General features: G+C 65.5%; 22 protein-coding genes. 7 read left to right on the top strand and 15 right to left on the bottom strand.

The features are described 5' to 3' along the window. Positions 1-99 precede the first annotated feature (99 nt). Positions 100-1170 carry a putative sulfate exporter family transporter gene (locus KGM94_RS00710; protein ID WP_300253872.1) on the top strand — a complete coding sequence of 357 codons (1071 nt, stop codon included), beginning with the start codon at positions 100-102 and terminating at the stop codon, positions 1168-1170. A 113-nt stretch (positions 1171-1283) separates the two neighbouring features. Next, positions 1284-2168 carry a LysR family transcriptional regulator gene (locus KGM94_RS00705; RefSeq protein WP_300253870.1) on the top strand — a complete coding sequence of 295 codons (885 nt, stop codon included), beginning with the start codon at positions 1284-1286 and terminating at the stop codon, positions 2166-2168. Here KGM94_RS00705 and KGM94_RS00700 read toward each other — a convergent pair. The 14 genes from KGM94_RS00700 to dsrA all read right to left on the bottom strand — a co-directional run bounded on the left by KGM94_RS00700 (position 2165) and on the right by dsrA (position 15553). Beyond that, on the bottom strand, positions 2165-3286 hold the full coding sequence (locus tag KGM94_RS00700) for an Mrp/NBP35 family ATP-binding protein (RefSeq protein WP_300253868.1): 1122 nt from the start codon (positions 3284-3286) through the stop codon (positions 2165-2167). The two genes, KGM94_RS00705 and KGM94_RS00700, sit on opposite strands and share 4 nt — an antisense overlap. Before the next feature lie 68 nt (positions 3287-3354). Next, complete coding sequence (locus tag KGM94_RS00695; RefSeq protein WP_300253867.1) at positions 3355-4764, bottom strand: cobyrinate a,c-diamide synthase; 1410 nt, start codon at positions 4762-4764, stop codon at positions 3355-3357. A gap of 2 nt (positions 4765-4766) precedes the next feature. After that, positions 4767-5984, bottom strand: a complete 1218-nt coding sequence (gene nrfD, locus KGM94_RS00690) for an NrfD/PsrC family molybdoenzyme membrane anchor subunit (protein ID WP_300253865.1) — start codon at positions 5982-5984, stop codon at positions 4767-4769. Between the two features lie 17 nt (positions 5985-6001). Then, positions 6002-6745: a sulfate reduction electron transfer complex DsrMKJOP subunit DsrO gene (gene dsrO, locus KGM94_RS00685; RefSeq protein WP_300253863.1), complete on the bottom strand. Its 744-nt coding sequence runs from the start codon at positions 6743-6745 to the stop codon at positions 6002-6004. Then, positions 6742-7203 (bottom strand): hypothetical protein, encoded by a 462-nt coding sequence (locus KGM94_RS00680; protein ID WP_300253861.1) that lies wholly within the window; start codon positions 7201-7203, stop codon positions 6742-6744. The genes dsrO and KGM94_RS00680 overlap by 4 nt, the downstream gene beginning before the upstream one ends. Before the next feature lie 4 nt (positions 7204-7207). Next, a complete protein-coding gene (locus KGM94_RS00675) occupies positions 7208-9157 on the bottom strand; it encodes an NAD(P)-binding protein (protein WP_300253859.1) in 1950 nt (649 codons plus the stop codon). An 11-nt stretch (positions 9158-9168) separates the two neighbouring features. Continuing rightward, entirely contained in the window at positions 9169-10725 is a 1557-nt protein-coding gene (dsrK, locus tag KGM94_RS00670) for a sulfate reduction electron transfer complex DsrMKJOP subunit DsrK (protein ID WP_300253857.1), read from the bottom strand. A gap of 19 nt (positions 10726-10744) precedes the next feature. After that, positions 10745-11470, bottom strand: a complete 726-nt coding sequence (locus KGM94_RS00665; RefSeq protein WP_300253855.1) for a respiratory nitrate reductase subunit gamma — start codon at positions 11468-11470, stop codon at positions 10745-10747. Positions 11471-11506: 36 nt separating this feature from the next. After that, on the bottom strand, positions 11507-11842 hold the full coding sequence (locus KGM94_RS00660) for a TusE/DsrC/DsvC family sulfur relay protein (RefSeq protein ID WP_300253853.1): 336 nt from the start codon (positions 11840-11842) through the stop codon (positions 11507-11509). Between the two features lie 29 nt (positions 11843-11871). Then, a complete protein-coding gene (gene tusB / locus KGM94_RS00655) occupies positions 11872-12180 on the bottom strand; it encodes a sulfurtransferase complex subunit TusB (RefSeq protein ID WP_300253851.1) in 309 nt (102 codons plus the stop codon). Between the two features lie 8 nt (positions 12181-12188). After that, on the bottom strand, positions 12189-12605 hold the full coding sequence (tusC, locus tag KGM94_RS00650; RefSeq protein ID WP_300253849.1) for a sulfurtransferase complex subunit TusC: 417 nt from the start codon (positions 12603-12605) through the stop codon (positions 12189-12191). Between the two features lie 10 nt (positions 12606-12615). Then, positions 12616-13008, bottom strand: a complete 393-nt coding sequence (tusD, locus tag KGM94_RS00645; RefSeq protein WP_300253847.1) for a sulfurtransferase complex subunit TusD — start codon at positions 13006-13008, stop codon at positions 12616-12618. A gap of 66 nt (positions 13009-13074) precedes the next feature. Then, the gene (gene dsrB, locus KGM94_RS00640; RefSeq protein ID WP_300253845.1) at positions 13075-14154 is read right to left on the bottom strand and encodes a dissimilatory-type sulfite reductase subunit beta; all 1080 of its coding nucleotides are present in this window, start codon (positions 14152-14154) and stop codon (positions 13075-13077) included. Positions 14155-14242: 88 nt separating this feature from the next. Next, the gene (gene dsrA, locus KGM94_RS00635) at positions 14243-15553 is read right to left on the bottom strand and encodes a dissimilatory-type sulfite reductase subunit alpha (protein ID WP_300253843.1); all 1311 of its coding nucleotides are present in this window, start codon (positions 15551-15553) and stop codon (positions 14243-14245) included. Positions 15554-15959: 406 nt separating this feature from the next. On the opposite strand from dsrA, the gene KGM94_RS00630 reads away from it, so the two are divergent. The 3 genes from KGM94_RS00630 to KGM94_RS00620 are packed head-to-tail and all read left to right on the top strand — an operon-like array spanning position 15960 to position 17099. Further along, positions 15960-16682, top strand: coding sequence for a TauD/TfdA family dioxygenase (locus tag KGM94_RS00630; RefSeq protein ID WP_300253841.1), 723 nt, complete (start codon positions 15960-15962; stop codon positions 16680-16682). A gap of 7 nt (positions 16683-16689) precedes the next feature. Then, on the top strand, positions 16690-16890 hold the full coding sequence (locus KGM94_RS00625; protein WP_300253839.1) for a sulfur relay protein DsrC: 201 nt from the start codon (positions 16690-16692) through the stop codon (positions 16888-16890). Next, positions 16887-17099: a hypothetical protein gene (locus tag KGM94_RS00620; protein WP_300253837.1), complete on the top strand. Its 213-nt coding sequence runs from the start codon at positions 16887-16889 to the stop codon at positions 17097-17099. Before KGM94_RS00625 ends, KGM94_RS00620 begins: the two co-directional genes overlap by 4 nt. A 25-nt stretch (positions 17100-17124) precedes the next feature. Here KGM94_RS00620 and KGM94_RS00615 read toward each other — a convergent pair whose 3' ends face one another. Beyond that, entirely contained in the window at positions 17125-17433 is a 309-nt protein-coding gene (locus KGM94_RS00615; RefSeq protein WP_300253835.1) for a TusE/DsrC/DsvC family sulfur relay protein, read from the bottom strand. A gap of 134 nt (positions 17434-17567) precedes the next feature. Here KGM94_RS00615 and KGM94_RS00610 point away from each other — a divergent pair, with 134 nt between their 5' ends. Together KGM94_RS00610 and KGM94_RS00605 are read left to right on the top strand one after the other, a co-directional pair. After that, positions 17568-18851, top strand: a complete 1284-nt coding sequence (locus tag KGM94_RS00610) for an FAD-dependent oxidoreductase (protein ID WP_300253833.1) — start codon at positions 17568-17570, stop codon at positions 18849-18851. A gap of 41 nt (positions 18852-18892) precedes the next feature. Next, positions 18893-19399 (top strand): DsrE/DsrF/DrsH-like family protein, encoded by a 507-nt coding sequence (locus tag KGM94_RS00605; RefSeq protein WP_300253831.1) that lies wholly within the window; start codon positions 18893-18895, stop codon positions 19397-19399. Positions 19400-19410 lie beyond the last annotated feature (11 nt).

Here is a 19410-nt window from a genome sequence, read left to right as displayed (position 1 = left end):
AGTCATGAACGTTATTCGATAAAATCGATCAATTTCATCCATACAATGAGTTGGATTTGTTTAGCCGGGGAGCGCATGAGGTGACGGAGGAGTCGTCTCATGTCGAGCGTCGCAGTCGATGTCCGCGCGAGCGGACGCAGAAATATCATTCTTGCGCTCGCGCCGGGCCTGGCGGTCACGGCCGGCATTGCCCTGATCGCGCATCTCGCTTCGCACAACATCGGCTTCCTGAAGAACTACCAGATGATCATGGCGATCATTCTCGGCGCATTGGTGCACAATGCCGTCGGGCTGCCGGCGGCTGCGAGCGAGGGGGTGGCGTTTTCGCTCCGTCGCATCCTGCGCTTCTCGATCATTCTCCTGGGACTGCAGATTACGGCGCAACAGGCCATCGAGGTCGGCGGCGCCGGCATCGCCCTGATCGCTGCCGGTCTCCTGTCGACGCTGTTCGTCACGGTGCCGCTGGGCCGGGTGCTCGGCGTGCCGCGCGGCCTGGCACTGCTCGTCGGGGTCGGGACGTCGATCTGCGGAGCCTCGGCGATCATCTCCGCCAAGGCTGCCGTGCAGGGCGATGACGAAGACGCGGCCTACGCCATCGCCAGCATCACCCTGTTCGGCACCGCCGCTATCCTGCTTTATCCGATCGCGAACGGCTTCCTGCATCTCACTCCGCGAGACTTCGGCCTGTGGGCCGGCGCCTCGATCCACGAGGTGGCCCAGGTGATGGCGACGGCCTTCGACGGCGGCCCCGAAGCGCTGCGGGTCGGCGCGATCGCCAAGCTCACGCGCGTGGCGATGATGGCGCCGGTCATCATTGCCCTGGGCGAGATGAGCGTCCGCTTCGGGTTCGGCCGCGCGGACGTCAAGGTGCGGCCGCCGTTTCCCTGGTTCCTCCTCGGCTTTCTCGCGATGGTCGGCGTCGCGAGCTTCGTCGCCATGCCGCACACGGACGGCACACCCGTAGACTTGGCGGCTCTCTTCGTGCGCGAGCAGATGAGCGGCATCTCGGCGGCGACCGCCTTCCTGCTCTCCATGGCCATGGCGGCGATGGGCATGCACACGAACATCCGCCACATCAGATCGAAGGGCGTGCGCCCGCTGTTGCTCGGGCTGTTCTCCACCCTCTTCATCAGCCTGACGACGCTTGCGATGATCCGGTGGCTCGCCTGAACGGGCGAGCGGATCGCGGAGACTTCCGCCCGGCGCGGTGATATGAAGACGGGCGGCCGGGCCGTACCCGCGCCTTCTTCATCCGCCGAGCGCGGACCGCCAGGACATCCGCATTGACCCTCGAGCAGTTACGAATCTTCATTGCGGTCGCCGAACGACAGCACATCACCCATGCCGCGGCCGCGCTGAACCGGACGCAGTCGGCGGTGAGTGCCGCGATCTCCGCGCTCGAGAAGCGGCATGGCGTGACGTTGTTCGACCGGCTGGGACGGCGCATCGCACTGACGGCGGCCGGCAGGACGTTTCTCGACGAGGCCAAGGAGCTGATCGCCAGAAGCCGGGCAACCGAGCAGGTGCTGGCCGACCTGGCGGAGCTGAAGATCGGCTCGCTGTCGGTTGCGGCAAGCCAGACGGTCGGCAATTACTGGCTGCCGCCGCGGCTGCATCGCTTCGAACAGAGCTACCCGGGAGTCTCCGTCCGCCTCGCCATCGGCAACACGCAGGAAGTCGCCGCGCTCGCCGCCGCCGGCGAGGTCGATCTCGGCTTCGTCGAGGGCGAGGTCCGCGATGTCGCGCTGGTCGCGCGCGCGATGGATGAAGACCAGCTGGTCATCGTCGCGGCACCCACCATCAGGATCCCGCGCAAGCCCGATTCGGCCTGGCTCACGGCCGCCCCCTGGGTGGCGCGCGAAGCAGGCTCGGGCACCCGCGAAGCCTTCGAGGCCGCGCTGAAGAAGTTCGGTGTCAAGATCGGCGAGCGCCGCATCGCCCTGGAGCTTCCTTCCAACGAGTCGGTACGTGCAGCCGTCGAAGCCGGAGCCGGGCTCGCCGTCATGTCGCGACTCGTGGTCGACGGCTCCATCAAGTCAGGCACGCTGGTCGCCTTGCCTCTGCACGTCGCCAAGCGCCGCTTCTATTCGATCCGGCACAGGCAGCGATATCTGTCGCTGGCCGCCCGCGCGCTGCTCAAGATCTCCGGCGCAGGCGCGGAATTCTAGGCCCGACCGGCCTTGCCGGACCGCCCGAGCCTGCCGGCGTCCGCCTCCGCCCTGGCGGGAGACCGGAGCGCCGCGCTCACGCGCTCCGCGATCGCCAGATAGGCGGCTGCGTGAGGCCCTTCCGGAGAACCGGCGACGACCGGGATTCCTCCGTCCGAGGTTTCGCGAATGACGATGTCGAGCGGAATCTCGCCGAGGAAGGGCACGCCGAGCTTTTCCGCCTCGCAGCTCGCGCCGCCATGGGCGAAGACGTCCGATCGCCCGCCGCAATGCGGGCACAGGAAGTAGCTCATGTTTTCGATCACGCCGAGCAGCGGAACGTCGACTTGCCGGAACATGGCCGCGCCGCGGCGCGTGTCGAGCAAGGCGAGATCCTGCGGCGTCGAGACCAGGACGGCGCCGGCCAGCGGCACGTTCTGCGCGATGGTGAGCTGGGCGTCGCCGGTACCCGGCGGCATGTCGACCACCAGCACGTCGAGCTCGCCCCAGTCGACGTCGCGCAAGAGCTGCGTCAGCGCCGACATCACCATCGGGCCGCGCCAGATGATCGGCGCATCGTCCTCGACCAGAAAACCGATCGACATCACCTTGACGCCGAATTTCTCCAGCGGCAGCAGCGAATGGCCATCAGGCCCGATGATCGGCTTCGTGTGCAGGCCCAACAGTTTCGGCATGGAAGGACCGTAGACGTCGGCATCGAGCACGCCGACCTTCATCCCCAGCCGGGACAGCGCCAGCGCCAGATTGCAGGCCGTGGTGGACTTGCCGACGCCACCCTTGCCCGAGGCGACCGCAATGATCTGCCTTATCCGATCGACGCCGCCGCCGGAGCGCGCCGGGGCTGCAGAAGGTCTTGGACGCGCGTCCTCGGCCTTCGCCTCGGAGGTGAGCACGACCAGTGCGGAGCCGGCGCCGGGCAACGCCTTCAGCGCAGCCTCGGCGGCGACGCGCATCGGCTCCAGCGCCTGCGCGAGTTCCGGTGCGGCGTTGATGGCCACGCAAATCTTGTCGTCGCGAATGCTGATGCCTGTGACCAGGCCGGTCTCGGTCAGCGGCGTGCGGCCGTCGGGCCCCGCCACGCCCGCCAGCGCTTTCAGGACATCGTCATTGGTCGGCATGATCCCTCACTCGCTGCTTGTTGCCCCATTGACCGTCGACGCTCCCGCGCCGGCCGTTCCCGCACGCCCTAATGCTCGGCAAGCTGCCTCCGATCCGCAGCGGCGCAGCCGCCGCTGTTGCGCACCATGCGCGCGAACGAGATGAAGCGCCGCGCCCAGCGATGACGCGAGGTGTCGCGCAAGTGACTGAAGCCGGCGAGAAGATTATGAATGACGATGCCGTCACGCGCGCCGTCCACGCCATGGCCCCGCCGCACGCGATAGGCGAAGCGGCAGCCTGGATCGATGTCCCGCAGCGCGCCGTGGTGGAATTCGTGCGCCGGAATCGACGAACGCTCTGGCCGGAACGGCCAGGGCGCATCAGCCGTCTCCTCGAGAACGACGAGGCCCCGCCCCTGCGGGCGTTGGCCTACGACCGTGTCGGCCGGGACGACCCCGACCATGTCGTGGACCTCGCCGCGGAATGCGATGGAACGCGTCAGATACATCAGACCGCCGCATTCGGCATAAGTCGGCAAGCCGCCACGAATCGCAGCGCGCAGATGAGCGCGCATTGCGCCGTTGGCGGCGAGCGCAGCCGCCTGCGTCTCGGGAAAGCCGCCGCCGATGAACAACGCGTCGACCGGCGGAAGCCGCTCGTCGCGCAGGAGATCGACGAAGACGAGCTTCGCGCCGGCCCGCTCCAGCGCCTCGAGGTCGTCGGCATAGTAAAAGCCGAAGGCAGCGTCGCGCGCCACGGCGACCCGGATGTCGCGCGGCGCGGGCATCTCGATCACGGCAGGTCCCGCTGGACGTCCCGCCGCCGCTGCGATCGCGGTCAGCCGATCCAGGTCGACATTGCGCGCGACCACCTCACCCATATGCGCGAGCTTCTCGTCGCGGCCGGCATCTTCGGCTGGCGTCGTCAGGCCGAGATGCCGTTCCGCGACCGCGAGCGCGTCGTCGCGTCCGATTGCGCCCAGCACCGGCACGCTGGTGTAACGTTCGAGCGCCTGACGGAGCTTGGACTCCTGCCGCGCCCCGCCGACCCTGTTGAGGATGATCCCGGCGACGTCGACCTTCGGGTCGAACGCCGTGTAGCCGAGCACGAGCGGCGCGATGCCCCGCGCCATGCCCATGGCATCCACCACCAGGATCGCGGGCGTGCGGAGCAGGCGCGCCAGCGCCGCGCTGCTGTCGCTTCCCGCGGGATCGACGCCGTCGTGAAGTCCCTTGTTGCCCTCGACCAGCACGATGTCGGCGCCGCGCGAGCGGCTGCGAAAGCTCGCCATTATCTCGGGCTCGCTCTGGGTATTGAAGTCGAGATTGTAGCAGGCGCGGCCGCTCGCCCACGCAAGCCACATCGGATCGATGTAGTCCGGACCCTTCTTGAAGGTCTGGACCGCCAGGCCGCGCGCGGCGAGCGCGCCGGCAAGCCCGACCGAGATCGTGGTCTTGCCCGAGGACTTGTGGGTCGCAGAAATGAACAGCCTGCCCATGGTCACGCCGCCACCGGTGATCGATCAGCCGTCCGGGCTTCGGGCAGGAACGGCATCAACCGCAGCGCAAGACTGACCTGCAGCAGCGCCAGCGCCATGCCGCCGATGCCGAGCAGCCACTCCGGCAGCGACGGATGATAGCTCGCGACGACGCCGTCGAAGAACGAGCTCGACGCCTCGAAGCCGGGAAACAATTTCAACGGATAGGCCTGGCCTCCGACGATGACGACATACATCTGCGCAAGACCGCCGATCAGGAAGAGAAGGGAGGCCCGCGGAAGCGCACGGCGAACCGCCGCCGGATCGCGCGCCGCGGCGAGCAGTCCGAGCGGCAGCAGCGTCCCGCATGCGATCTGGCCGAGCCAGAACAGGAGCGTATAGATGCCGCCATCGCGGAGCAGAAAAATCTCCACGCCTCGATGGCCGCCCGCATAGAGCTTTGTCAGATGGTGAACGACCGTGAAGTACAGGAGTGACAGCGCGAAAATGCTCAACAGGAAGCGGAAGCTCTTGCCGATGTCGGCGGTCAGAAGCTCGTGCCCCGCGTCGCGGTTTGCGGCCGCCAGCACGAGCACCATGAAGGCGAGCCCGTAGAGGAACGACGCCGCGATGAAGAGCGGCGCCATGATCGCGGCGTCGTAGGCCTCGCGTGCCGCAAGGAAGCCGAAGATGGAGCCGGTGCCCGTGGTCAGCACGAGACGCCAGCCGAAGGCGATCCATCCCATCGTCTTGCCGAGCCGAGTGGACTGCGAGGCTCGCCGGTCCATCATGGCGAACAGGTAGGCACCGACGATCAGCACGAAGCCCGAATAGAGATAGATGTTCCAGGCGAAGATCGATTTGAAATTGTAGGTGGTCATCGCCACCAGGAGCCGCTCCGGCCGGCCGAGATCGAGGACGAGGACCGCGAGCCCGCCCACGAGCAGCGCGATCGCGAGCAGGCCGGACAGCCTCGCATAAGGCTTGTAGGCGGGACGATCGAACACCGACGAGATCGAGGCGACGTTGAGCGCGCCGGACGCCGCGACGATCAGGAAGACCGCGAAGACATGCGGCAGACCCCAGACGATCTGGTTGCTCATTCCGCTGACGGCGTGACCGTGCTCCTCCATATAGAGCGCCGCGGCCAGACCGAGAGCGAGCAGCAGCACCTGCAATCCGATCATGGCCCATGATGCCGGGCTGGACCGTTCGAGCCGCTGGAACCTGAGCTTCGCCATTCGCGCTCCGCCGTCCCTCAGAGGTTTCGATACCGGACCGCGGGCTCCAGCCCGAGGTCGGAGCGGATCTGCGCCGGCGCGTGCCTTGCGACAGCCTTCGCGATCTCGCTGCCGGGATCGTTGAGATCGCCGAACAGCATCGCGCCGCCGCCCTTGGCGGCACAGGTTTCGACGCAGGCGGGAGGCCGCCCGGCGTCCAAGCGATGGACGCAGAGAGTGCAGCCTTCCACCGTTCCCTTGCCGCGCGGCGCCCAGGGCTTCTGGTCCGTCACCGGCTCATGCACGAAGGAGCGCGCCTTGTAGGGGCACGCCATCATGCAGAAGCGGCAGCCGATGCAGATGTGCTTGTCGACGAGCACGATGCCGTCCGGCCGCTTGAACGAGGCGCCGGTCGGGCAAACGTCGACGCAGGCCGGCTTGTCGCAATGCTGACACATCACCGGGACCTCGCGATCCTGACCGGTGCGCGCGTCGCGCAGCCGCACCTTGCGGATCCACTGCGCGTCGGTTTCCGCCCGCCCGTTTCCCTGCCAGCCGTTCTCCTCGCGACAAGCGGTCACACAGAGGTCGCAGCCGGCGGGACATTTGCCGAGATCGATCAGGAGCGCCCAGCGCACTTTTGGCGACGCCTGCGCCTGCGCGTCGTTGGCGCCGAAGGCGTAGAGAGTTACGCCCGGCGCGAGCAGCGTCGCGAAGGCGCCGCCGAGGCCGCGCAGCATGGTCCTGCGGTCAGGGAGAGCTTGCTGCGGTTCGGTGCTCATGGCCTGATGTCCCGCAGGTATCGATCGATCGCTGCAACCTCTCTGTCGGCCGGCGCGACGAATGCGGTCTTGCCCTGCACCTCGGGCCGCGAGGCATGACACTCGAAGCAGTCGATCGAGACCGCCGCGTAGCTGTGGCAAGATTTGCAAAAGTGCCGATCGCTCGCAAAACTCACCGGCTTGCCGTCGGAACCCTCGACCGCATGGCAGCTCACGCAGCCGTTGAGGTCGTATTGCGGCGTACGCACGCCGAGGTGCACGGCCTCGGTGCGGTGATGCAGCAGCATCTTCATGTGGTTCTTGCGCATGAAGCCGGTGTCGGCGACGCAGCGCTCGCCCTTGCCCCTGGGCGGATGCGGAACGGGCGTGCCGTCCCCGGCAAACGCGCTCATGCCGGAGACAGCGGCGACGATGACCATCGAGGCCACGATCGGCGCCATGGTCCGGGGTCGCCGCATCCCTCTACTCTCCCAGCCCCATCTGGATGTAGCCGGTCGGGCAGACATCCATGCAGATGTGGCAGCCGATGCACTTGGTGTAGTCGGTGGTGACGTAGCGGCCGACGGCGCGCTCCTTCTTCGGCACGCGCTGCACCGCGGTCTGCGGACAGAAGATCACGCAATTGTCGCACTCGAAGCACAGGCCGCAGCTCATGCAGCGTTCGCCCTCCTTGCGGGCCTGCTCCTCGGTCAGTCCATGCATGCGCTCTTCGAAATCGCCCAGCACGCTCTCGGCGCCGACCTCGCGCGTGGCGCGCCGCCCGCGCGGGACGAAGCCGAAATGCCCCTTGAACAGCTCCTCGTGCGAGATCACCTGCGTCGCCGAGCGATCCTCGTAGTTGTGGACTGCGAAGCTGCCGCCCGACGTCCCGCGCCTCTGGGTGTGGTCGTAGGGGTCGGGATCGAGGCCGCGGGCGTGCAACTCCTGCAGCAGATTGAACTGGTGCACGTCGACCTTCGGCCGCCTGTCTTCGGGAAGACCGGCGAGGAAGCGGTCGATGGTTTCGGCGGCGATGCGGCCATGACCGATCGCGGTCGTCAGCAGATGCGGCCGCACGACGTCGCCGCCGGCGAAATATTTGGCGGTGTTGCGGACCTTGTAGGAGCCGTCGATGGCGATGGCGCCGCGTCCGCCGTCCAGCTTCTCGAGCCCGTCGGCAAAATCCGCCATCTGTCCGATCGCGGAAATGATCATGTCGCAGGGGATCTCGAACTCCGTGCCGTCGACCGGGACCGGCGTCATGCCCTTCATGGTGCATCGGCACATGCGCACGGCGGTGGCGCGGTTCTGCGCGTCCTTGACGATCGCAAGCGGCATGACGCCGCCCTTGATCTCCACGCCCTCCCGCTTGGCGTCTTCACGCTCGTGCTCGGCCGCGGTCATCTGCTCGACCGGGAAGAGCGATGTGAGTACAACCTCCACACCCTCTCGCCGCAGAGTTCCCGCGACGTCCTGCGCGGTAAAGCCGAAGGCCGCGTGGTCGGCAGTGTCGTGCGGGTTCGTCACTCCGATGTGGCCGAGACGACGCGCCACCGAGGCGACGTCGATCGAGGTGTCGCCGCCGCCGACCACGACGATGCGCTTGGCCGTCGAGAACACCCAGCCCTGGTTGAAGGCATCGAGGAATTCGACGCCGGTGATGCAATTCTCGGCGTCCGCGCCGGGTACCGGCAGCGGCCGGCCCTTCTGGGCGCCGCAGGCCCAGTAGACCGCATCGAACTCCCGATCCAGTTCGTCGAGCGCAACGTCCTTGCCGACGGTGACGCCGAGCCGCGTCTCGATGCCCCCGAGCGCGAGAATCCGATCGATCTCCGCGTCGACCATCTGGCGCGGCGTGCGGTAGCCGGGAATGCCGAAGCGCATCATGCCGCCGAGCTTGTCATGCGCATCGAACAGCACGATCGCATGGCCCTTGCGCCTGAGAAAATAGGCCGCGGCGAGACCGGCCGGACCGCCCCCGACGACCGCGACGCGCTTGCCGTCCGGCGCGGGCGCCGCGGGCAGCGACAGCTTGTGCTCGATGGCCCAGTCGCCGACATACTGCTCCACGGCATTGATGCCGACGAAATCGTCGACCTCGTTGCGGCTGCAGCCGTCCTCGCACGGCGCGGGACAGACGCGGCCCATCGTGGCGGGAAACGGGTTGGCCTCGACCATGCGCTGAAAGGCGTATTCCTGCCATGCCATGCCGGCGACCGGCGGCTTGTCCATGCCGCGCGCAATCGCCAGCCAGCCGCGTATGTCGTGGCCTGACGGGCAGCTACCCTGGCACGGCGCCGTGCGGTGGACATAGGTCGGACATTTGTGGGAGTGATCGGCCTGGAAGATCTTCCGGGTCAGATCGTTCCACATCGTGTCGCCGCTCTTGAAGCGGCGGAAACTCCGCTTCGTGGTTGAGACCGTCTCGCTCATGACCCGCTCCCTCACGCCTCCTGCAAGGCGACTTCGGCCTTACCATCCAGCTCGGCCTCCTGGCGCGATCCGGTCAGGACCAGCGCGTTCGAGACCATCTGGTGAACGCTGACGATTGCGTCCATCTCGAAACCGTATTGCGGCAGAACCTTCGAGAACTGCGCCTTGCAGATGGCGCAGATCGCGGCCATGTGCGTCACGCCATGCTCCTCGGCGACCTCCCGCAGCGCGCGCATGCGCGGCATCGCCCCCTTGAGGCGGAGGTCCATCAACTCGTCGGTGAGCAGGCCGCCGCCGCCGCCACAGCACAGCGTGCTCTCGCGGATCGTGTCCGGCGCCATGTCGAAGAAGTGGTTGCAGACCGCGCGAAGAACGGCGCGGGGAATCTCGAACTGACCGCCCGGCTCTCGCCCCATGCGCGAGGCGCGCGCCACGTTGCAGGAATCGTGAAACGTCAGGCGAAACTCGTCGTTCTTCGACTTGTCGAACCGCAGCTTGCCCTGCTGGATGAGGTCGTGGGTGAACTCGCAGATGTGCTGCGGAACCGGATAGTTGCGGTCGAGAAAATCGAAGGGCCCGGCGAGGGTGTCGAGGAAGCTGTAGGCCACCCGCCAGGCGTGCCCGCATTCGCCGAAGACGATGCGCTTGACGCCGAGATCCTGCGCCGCCTTGCGGATGCGCAGCGCGATCTTCTGCATCGCATCCTGCGACCCGACGAACATGCCGAAATTGGCGGCCTCCGAGGCCTGGGTGCTCAGCGTCCAGCTCACGCCGGACTCGTGCAGGACCTTGGCGTAGCCGATCAGGCCCTCCATGTGCGGCGAGGCAAAGAAGTCGGCGCTCGGCGTCACCAGCAGGATGGTGGCGCCCTTCTCGTCGAGCGGCAGGCGGACCGGGACGCCGGTCTCCTCCTCGATGTCCTCTTCCAGCCCCGCAAGCGTGGCCTTGAGCGCCTTGGGCTGCAGGCCGAGGTTGTTGCCGATGTTGAAGACCTTGCCGATGATCTCGTTGGAATATTTCTGGCCGAGGCCGATGCTATCCATGATGTCGCGCGCGGCCATGGAGATTTCGGCGGTATCGACGCCATACGGGCAGAACACCGAGCATCGGCGGCACTGCGAGCACTGGTGAAAGTAGCTGTACCACTCCTCGAGCACGTCCTTGGTGAGATCCTCCGCGCCGACGAGCCAGGGAAAGAGCTTGCCGCTCAGGGTGAAGTAGCGCCGGTAGATCTTGCGCAGCAGGTTCTGGCGGGCGACCGGCATGTTGTTGGGATCGCCGGTACCCAGAAAGTAGTGGCACTTGTCGGTGCAGGCGCCGCAGCGAACGCAGGCGTCCAGATAGACGCGCAGCGACCGCGACTCCTCGAGCAGTTCGCCGAGACGGGCAATCGCCTTGTCCTGCCAGTCCTCGACCAGTTCACCGGGAAAGCCGAGCGCCTGCTGATGTGCCGGAGTCGCGACGTAAGGCTTCGATGCCGCCATGGCTCCGCAGGCAAGCCGGGGCATCTCGAGCGGATCGCCCCGTCCGTCGGCGACCGGATCAAACTTGCTCTGTTCTGCCGCCATGGCGCTGTTCTCCTGGGGCCTAGCGAGGCACGGCTTCGAGCCGAACGGGCGGAACGTGCCGCCGCTCCCGGCTGTCGTCCGCCTGATTGCGCGAGGGACTGAAGAACACGCCGGGCGCATGCAGCAGTTTCGAGAACGGGAAGATCAGCATCAGGACCGCGACCAGGGTCAGATGGACCAGCAGCGCCGGATCGGCCGGCAGCGGCTGCCAATCGAGATAGACGAGGCCCAGGCAGAAGGCCTTCGCGGCCACGATGTCGGTGTGGGCCCAGAACTTCATCGCGAGCCCGCTTGCGCCGATCGCAAGCAGGAGGACCAGCATCAGGTGGTCCGACGGGCTGCTGATGTAGCGGATACGGGGCACGAGGAGGCGACGCGCCCAGAGCGCGACGAGCGCAGCGACCATCGCGATGCCCGCAAGCACGCCGAACGGCTGGATCAGAACGATGGCTTCCGGCACGGGCTGCAGGAAGTATCGCAGGTGGCGCATCACGACCAGAGCCAGCGCCGCATGGAAGACCCAGCCGAACAGCCAGATCCATTTGTTCGCCTTGAACAGGCTGCGGAAGACCACGACCTCGGACAGCATTCGCAGCACGACGCCGCCGCGCGTCGTCGGCGCCGGCATGGTCGGAATCTTCAGCGGCGCGGGCGTCGTCGCGTAAAGCCAGATGCGATGACCGAGGCCCGCCGCCATCACGAGCGTGGCCATATAGAGCATCACCGCAAAGACCGACGTCAGCATCGCCCTCTCTCCCGCGCGGACTGCTGCGCTGCCCCGTCAGACGCAACCGGTCGGCTTCGGCAGGCCGGCGATCTTGCAAGCCTGCTTCGCCGGGCCGTACGGGAACAGGGCGTAGAGCGCCTTCTGATCGCCCTTCTCCTTGCCGAACTTCTTGGTCATCTCCTTCACGAGGATGCGGACGGCCGGCGCGATCTGATATTCCTCGTAGTAATCACGGAGGAAATTCACGACCTCCCAGTGATCCGGCGTCATCTCGATGTTCTCGCTCTTGGCGATCAGACCGGCGAGGTCGGTATTCCATTCGCCGATGTCCTTGAGATAGCCTTCCTCGTCGTGCTCGGCGACCGTGCCGTTGATTTGATATCCGCTCATTGTCTCACTCCCGAATGATCGACCTTATGTCAGAGCCAGGCGCAGACCCGTGCGTTGGCGACGGCAAGGTCGACAAAGCCGCCATAGTCCACCACTGAAATTCCCTCCGCGATATCCGCCGGCTTGATGCCGCGCGCCGCGAGATCCGGTCCGAGCACGTAGAGCGCGCATGACGGCCGCTCGGCCTTCAGCGTCGCGATGAATTTTCCGCCGCGGCGGGCGCCGACGACCGCATCCTCGAACATCAGGACGCTGTCGCCCTCGGCGACGTGATCGAGGCAGGATTCCAGCGACGAGCGCTCGTAGGGCGACTTGTTGACGGTGTGCAGGGTCGGCATGCGCATCCTCAGAAGCTCAGGATCACGTCCTGTTCGGCGATGAGTCTCGCCATCTCCGAACGGTCGGTGAGATGGATCGACGGCTTCTCGGCGTAGTCGTCGTCCTCGTCCTCATAGGTGATCGGCATCAGGTCCTCGACCGTGAGGCCGCGCTCAGCGAGCGATTCGCGCTCGACATAGAGCTTGCGCACCTCGTAGTCGCCGAGCGCGCGATAGGTCTTCGAGAAATTCTTCATGCCGACGCCGGCGGTGTCCTGCCCGGCGACCAGCTGGTAGACGCCGTCATCGATGAAGGCGAGGCTGACGTCCTGCTCGAAGGCCGCGCCGATCAGCACGACCTCGAGCGATTCGAGCGCATAGATCGTCCCGTACGGCGCCCTGCGGTTGACGTAGAGGAACTTCTTCCTGTTGGCCTGCTCAGACATCGCGCATTCCTCAATCGCCGAAAACGACCAGGCGATCGGCCTGGATGCCCGCCTCGATCAGTTGTCCAAGACCCGAGATGCGAAAGCCGGGCGCGATGTTGTCGCCGTCCTTGCCCTGCCGTTTCGCCTCATTGGCGTCGAGTATGCCGCGGCGCTGCGCCGCCGCGATGCACACCACGAGATCGAGCTTGTGCGTCTCCGCGAGCTCGCTCCACAACCGCTGCAGGTTGCGGTCGTCCTGCGGCGGCACCGTGAACCGCGTCCCGTTGTTGACGCCGTCGTGATAGAAGAAGACGCGGAAGATCTCGTGCCCCTTCGCCAACGCCGCCTTGGCGAACAGATAGGCCGAGTCCGACGCCTGGCGGGTATAAGGCCCCTCGTTGACGACGATTCCGAAGCGCAAGTCGCGATCTCCTCTTGGCCTGTGGCGGGAGTGGCCTTCGACGGCGTCAAAGGCGCCATGAGCGGCTCAGAAGTGCACGTGTGCCGACATGTTCATGGTTTTTCGAGCACCAGTCCACGTATCGAGGTGGTGCTTGGTGAAGGCAAAGCCCGTCAGCTCGAAGAACCGCGGCCAGCCGATCCTCTCGATCCACTCGCCGAGGCGCTCGAAATCGCGGCCATTCTCCTTGTAGGCATAGAGAATCTTGCGAACGACTTCCGTGACCTCCGGCCAGCGGGGCGGATTGTTCGGCAGGTTGGCGACGACGAGCTTGTGGAACGTCGGCTTGGAGCGGGCGTTGGAATGCTTGCCGCCCACCCACACCGCGATCTTGGTGGAGTCGGCGCCGTTGATCTGCATCGGCGGGCACGGCGGATAGCAGGCACCGCAGCAGACGCATTTCTTCTCGTCGACTTCGAGCGACGGCTTGCCGTCGACCAGCGCCGGACGAATCGCCGCCACCGGGCATCGCGCCACCACCGCGGGGCGCTCGCAGACCTTCGAGACGAGATCGTGATTGATCTTCGGCGGCTTGGTGTACTGGACGTTGATCGAGATGTCGCCCTGGCCGCCGCAGTTGATCTGGCAGCACGACGTGGTGATGCGCACCCGGTTCGGCATCTCCTCGTGCGTGAACTCGTGATGCATCATGTCCATCAGGCTCTTGACGACGCCGGAGGCGTCGGTGCCCGGAATGTCGCAGTGCAGCCAGCCCTGCGTATGCGAGATCATCGAGACGGAGTTGCCCGTACCGCCCACCGGAAAGCCGGCCGCGTTCAGCGCATCGATCAGGGGCTGCACCTTGTCGACCGAACTCACCATGAACTCGATGTTGCTGCGCGTCGTGAAGCGGACGTGGCCTTCCGCATATTTGTCGCCGATGTCGCAGAGCTTGCGGATCGTAAACACGTCCATCTGGCGCTGGGTGCCGGCACGCACCGTCCAGATCTGGTCGCCGCTCTTGGCGACGTGGTGGAGCACGCCGGGGCGCAGGCGATCGTGCCAAGCCCAGGCGCCGTAGTTCTTGCGCATGAGCGGATGCATGTAGGGGAACGGATCCGGCACCCCCGTCTCGACGGGACGGCGCGGCTGAACGGTGCTGTTCATGTTGGCGACACTCCTCACGATCCCTTCCCGTTGTCGGGTGGCGTCCGCGGCCGGTCCGGTCCGGCCGCGGAGCCAATACCCGGCGCGATCAGTCCGCGGCGACGTTGAGGCCCGCCTCGCGGGCCTTGCGTTCGAAATACTTCTCGGCCTCGACGGTGAAGTCGTCGGTGCGGACGAACGACGAGGTCCGCGGATGGTTCACCATGTTGGGATCGGGGTCGACGCCGATCGCTTCGAGGAACGCAGGCAGCCCGATGCGATCCATGGTCTCGCCGATGCGTTCGTGCTCGAGCGCGTTCTCGGCGAAGAAGTCGATCAGCCGGCGCCCGAACTCGATCAGCCTCTGATAGTCCTCGTCGGTCTCGAGCTTGATGAACGGCACGATCATCGTGCCCATGAGATCGCCGATCTTGAGCGAGCGCTTGCCGCCGATCAGGATCGACGCGCCGCGGTCGTCGCCGGGCGAAAGCGCCTTGTTCATGACGTTCAGGCAGTGCATGCAGCGCACACACGACTTGTTGTCGACATCCAGCGTGTCGTCGTCGTTCAGGCTCAGGGCGCGCGTCGGACACATCGCGATGACGTGGTCGATGGTGTATTTGCGGCCTGCCTTGGCGACGTATTTCTTCACTTCTTCCTGGTCGACCTTCATGTCGTCGCGCCAGGTGCCGATCACGGCGAAGTCGGCGCGATGGATGGCGTTGACGCAGTCGTTGCCGCAGCCGGAGAACTTGAATTTGAATTTATACGGCAGCGCCGGCCGATGCATCTCGTCGAGGAATTCGTTGATGACGGAACGGTGCGCCCTCACCTCGTCGTAGCAGGACTTCTCGCATCGCGCGTGGCCGACGCAGCTCGTCGAGGTCCGCAACGCCGGACCGGCGCCGCCGAGATCGAAGCCGATCTCGTTGAACTCGTCGAACGCCTTCTGGACGTTCTCCGTCGAGCAGCCCTGGAACATGATGTCGCCGCTCTGGCCGTGCAGGGCGATCAGCCCCGAGCCGTACTTCTCCCAGATGTCGCAGAGCTGACGCAGCAGGTCGGTCGTGTAGTGATAGCCGGCGGGCGGCTGCACACGCAGCGTATGGAACTCCTTCGATTGCGGGAATTTGTCGGCGACTTCCGAGAAGCGGGGAATGACGCCGCCTCCATAGCCGAACACCGAGACGGTGCCGCCCTTCCAGTAGCCGGTCCGGTTCTCGTAGGAATGTTCGAGCTGGCCGAGCAGGTCGTTCATCATCGGCGCATACGCCTTGTCGCCGGCGTCGCGCAGCCGCTTCAGCCCGGTGACGAAACTCGGCCACGGCCCCGCTTCGAGCTGATCCAGCATCGGCGTCGAATGACGCGCTGCCGGCGGTTCGCCGGAAGATGCCTGGCCGTGTTTGTCTTCGTCGGACATAGACTGCCCTCCCGCTGTTGCGCGGCGACCGTTTCCATTCCCTGCCGACCCGCGGAGACTTTCGCTCTCGCGCACTCGGCCGTTTGCTTTTTCGCGTGGCTGAGTCAGAATACCACTAAATTCGAATATTAGAATACATGACTCGCAACCGCGGTCAAGCAATCAACTGACTTCGGCGCGAGCGAGGACACAAGGCATGGCTGCGGCCGCAGAATCGGAAGAAGAATTCCAGACGCATGCGGGCCCGTTGAATCTCGCGGACGACAGCAGTTACCGGCGATGGCGCGACATCAAGCTCCTCCGGTATCCCGCGCGGGTCGAAGACATCGCCGTCGAGATCCGTGACCCGCGGCGCGTGAGCACGAGAGAACGCGACGCAATCGCAGCTTCTTGCGATCGGGCCAACATGGCCGTCTATGCATTCGGCCACATCGACGACGACGAAGCGTCGGTGCGAGCGAGCCTGCTTTCGTTCGGCGCGACCTTCGGCCTGCGCGCGATCGAGGATCATCGATCGGCCGAGGCCGACGGCGTCGTGCGCATCGAGGCGGTCCAGGGCGGCGAACGCTACGGCTATATTCCCTACACAGATCGGGCCATCGCCTGGCACACCGACGGCTATTACAACTTTCACGGTGCCGGCCGTTCGGTGCAGGCGATGCTGCTGCATTGCGCGCAAGGCGCCGAGCACGGCGGAGAAAACCGGCTGCTCGACCCCGAGATCGCCTATATCAGGCTGCGCGACGAGGACCCGGCGCATATCGTCGCGCTGATGCATTCGTCCGCCATGAGCATTCCGGAGAATGCCGAGGCAAACGGTACCATCCGGCCGGTCAATGTTGGGCCGGTGTTCTTCGTGCAGCCCGGCGGCACGCTCGGCATGCGCTACACGGCCCGCAAGCGCAACATCGTGTGGCGCAACGACGAGCCGACCAGAAGGGCCGTCGCCGCGCTCGAGCGGATCCTGGGCACCGATCCCCTCGTGCTGCGCACCAGGATGTCGCCGGGCCAGGGATTGATCTGCAACAACGTCCTGCACGACCGGAGCGCCTTCCGCTCCGCCGCGACCGGCGGCCGCCTGCTCTACAGAATTCGCTACCATGGCCGCATCGGCCGATCGGAGGATTGAGACAGCAATGGCCCAGATCAGCGATCTCCTCATCGCCCACCCGGACATTACGACGTTCGACCAGCTCGAGGATCTCGTGGTGCAGGCCGCGCGCCGCGGCGAGATCCATCTCTACTTCGATATCAAGCCAGAGTTTCCGGACACACCGCGCAAATGGGAGGCTATCCTCGAGCTTGCCTTCTATCGCGGAGAGCGGACCGCAAAATGACGACGGCGAACACGCGGATCGACACCATTGCGGCACCCTACGGCCGTGAGATCTGGCTCGCGGAGGTCGACTTCGAGAGCGGCATGCGGCTCCTGCGCGTCACCATCCGCGAAGGCAGCCGCTACACCATTCTCGAACTCGACGCGCCAACGGCCGCACGCTGGGCGCGATCGATGGGCGACTGGGCGGCTGCGCAGACCAAGACCTGAACGCCTGCGCGCACGCCGCGCCGGATCAGCCGGTGCTCCAGGCGCGTGGCCGCCGCATGCCCGCAATCTTGCAGGCCTGGCCGGGATAGCCGTAGGGAAACAGCTCGAACAGACGATTGCGCGGCGCTCCGCTCGTCTCGCTCAGATGGCGCATGACGAACCGCGCGTCGGGAGCGACCTGATGAAGCTCCAGGAACGCGCGCATGAAGCGGATCGCGGCCCAGTGCTCGGGCGTCAGCTCGAGCTGCGCGGCGCGCGCAGTGGCGATCGCCCACTCTTCCGTCCAATCAGCGGGATCAACGAGATATCCGTCCGCATCGACTTCGCCAGCCATTGCACATCGTTCCCATTTGCGCGCGCGACAATCCAATCAGAGATGATTAGACAAATCTGAATAGTCGAATATACTGATAATATAAAGAACGGGCGAGGTTGTCATACCCGCCTGCCAAACATGGAGGGACGGCCGTGGCGGAAATCGTCATCATGGGCGCGGGGCTTGGCGGCGTCATCATGGCTTACGAGATGAAGGATCAGATGCGACCGGAGGACAAGCTCACGGTCGTCACGAAGGATCCCGTCTATCATTTCGTTCCTTCCAACCCCTGGGTCGCGGTCAACTGGCGCACGCGCGAGTCGATCGAGGTCGATCTGGCGCCGACCTTCGCGAGGCGCGGCATCGCGTTCAAGGCGGTTCCGGTCAGCAAGGTCATGCCGGACGAGAACCGGCTCCAGCTCGAGGACGGCTCGACGCTGCGCTACGACTATCTGGTCATCGCAACCGGGCCCGAGCTCGCCTTCGACGAGATCGAGGGCCTGGGTCCGAACGGATTCACCAATTCCATCTGCCACATCGACCACGCGGAGAAGGCGGCCGCGAATTTCGAGGCGTTCTGCGCCAACCCGAAACCCATCGTGGTCGGCGCGGTCCAGGGCGCGTCATGCTTCGGGCCCGCCTACGAATTCACGTTCATCCTCGACACCGAGCTGCGTCGCCGCAAGATCAGGGATCGCGTCCCGATGACGTTCGTGACGGCGGAGCCGTATGTGGGCCATCTCGGCCTCGACGGCGTCGGCGACACCAAGGGCATCCTCGAGAGCGAGATGCGCGAGCATCACATCAAATGGATGACCAACTCGCGCGTGAAACGCGTCGATGACGGCAAGATGACGATCGAGGAGATCGCCGAGGACGGCTCCGTCAAGGGTACCAGCGAGATTCCGTTCGGTTTCTCGATGATGCTGCCGGCGTTCCGCGGCATCGCCCCGCTGCGCGGCATCGACGGCCTGGTCAACCCGCGCGGGTTCGTTCTGGTCGACAAGCATCAGCGCAATCCGAAGTTCAAGAACGTCTTCTCGGTCGGCGTCTGCGTCGCCATTCCCCCGGTCGGCCCCACGCCGGTGCCGTGCGGCGTGCCGAAGACCGGCTTCATGATCGAGTCCATGGTGACCGCGACGGCGATGAACATCGGCCAGTTGCTGCGCGGCAAGGAACCGACCCACCAGGGCACATGGAACGCGGTCTGTCTCGCCGACTTCGGCGATTCGGGCATCGCCTTCGTCGCCCAGCCCCAGATTCCGCCGCGCAACATCAACTGGTCGTCGTCCGGAAAATGGGTCCATGCCGCCAAGATCGGCTTCGAGAAGTACTTCCTGCGCAAGATGCGCAAGGGCTCCAGCGAGCCGTTCTACGAAACGGCCGCGCTTGGCATGCTCGGCATCGCCAAGCTGAAGAAGGTCTCCACCGGCTGAACGCCCCTTGACGTCCGCCATCGAACGATCCGGAGAATAGAATGTCTGACGCAGCAATGGGCAGCGCCAACGCCAAGACGATGACGATCATCGTCACCAAGGGCACGCTCGACTGGGCCTATCCGCCCTTCATCCTCGGCACGACGGCCGCCGCCATGGGCGTCGATGTGACCATGTTCTTCACGTTCTACGGGCTGTCGCTGCTGAAGAAGAAGCTCGATCTGCAGGTCTCGGCGCTCGGCAATCCCGCGATGAAGATGCCGATGATGGGCATGCACATGGGCATGCCCAACATCGTCGCCATGCTGCCCGGCGTCGATGCCGGCGCCTCGCTGATGATGAAGAACATGATCAAGAAGAAGGGCGTCGCCTCGATCGAGGAGCTGCGGGAGGCCGCGATCGAATCCGAGATCAAGCTGATCGCCTGTCAGATGACGATGGACCTGTTCGAGTTCAAGACCGAGGACATGATCGACAATCTTTCGCTCGGCGGTGCCGCGACCTACATGGAGAAAGCGCTGAAATCGGACATCAACCTCTTCATCTGACGCTCGACGAC

Source organism: Bradyrhizobium sp., assembly GCF_028868675.1.
In the GTDB taxonomy this organism is placed as follows: Bacteria; Pseudomonadota; Alphaproteobacteria; order Rhizobiales; family Xanthobacteraceae; genus Bradyrhizobium.
This window is presented reverse-complemented; position numbering and strand designations above follow the sequence as displayed.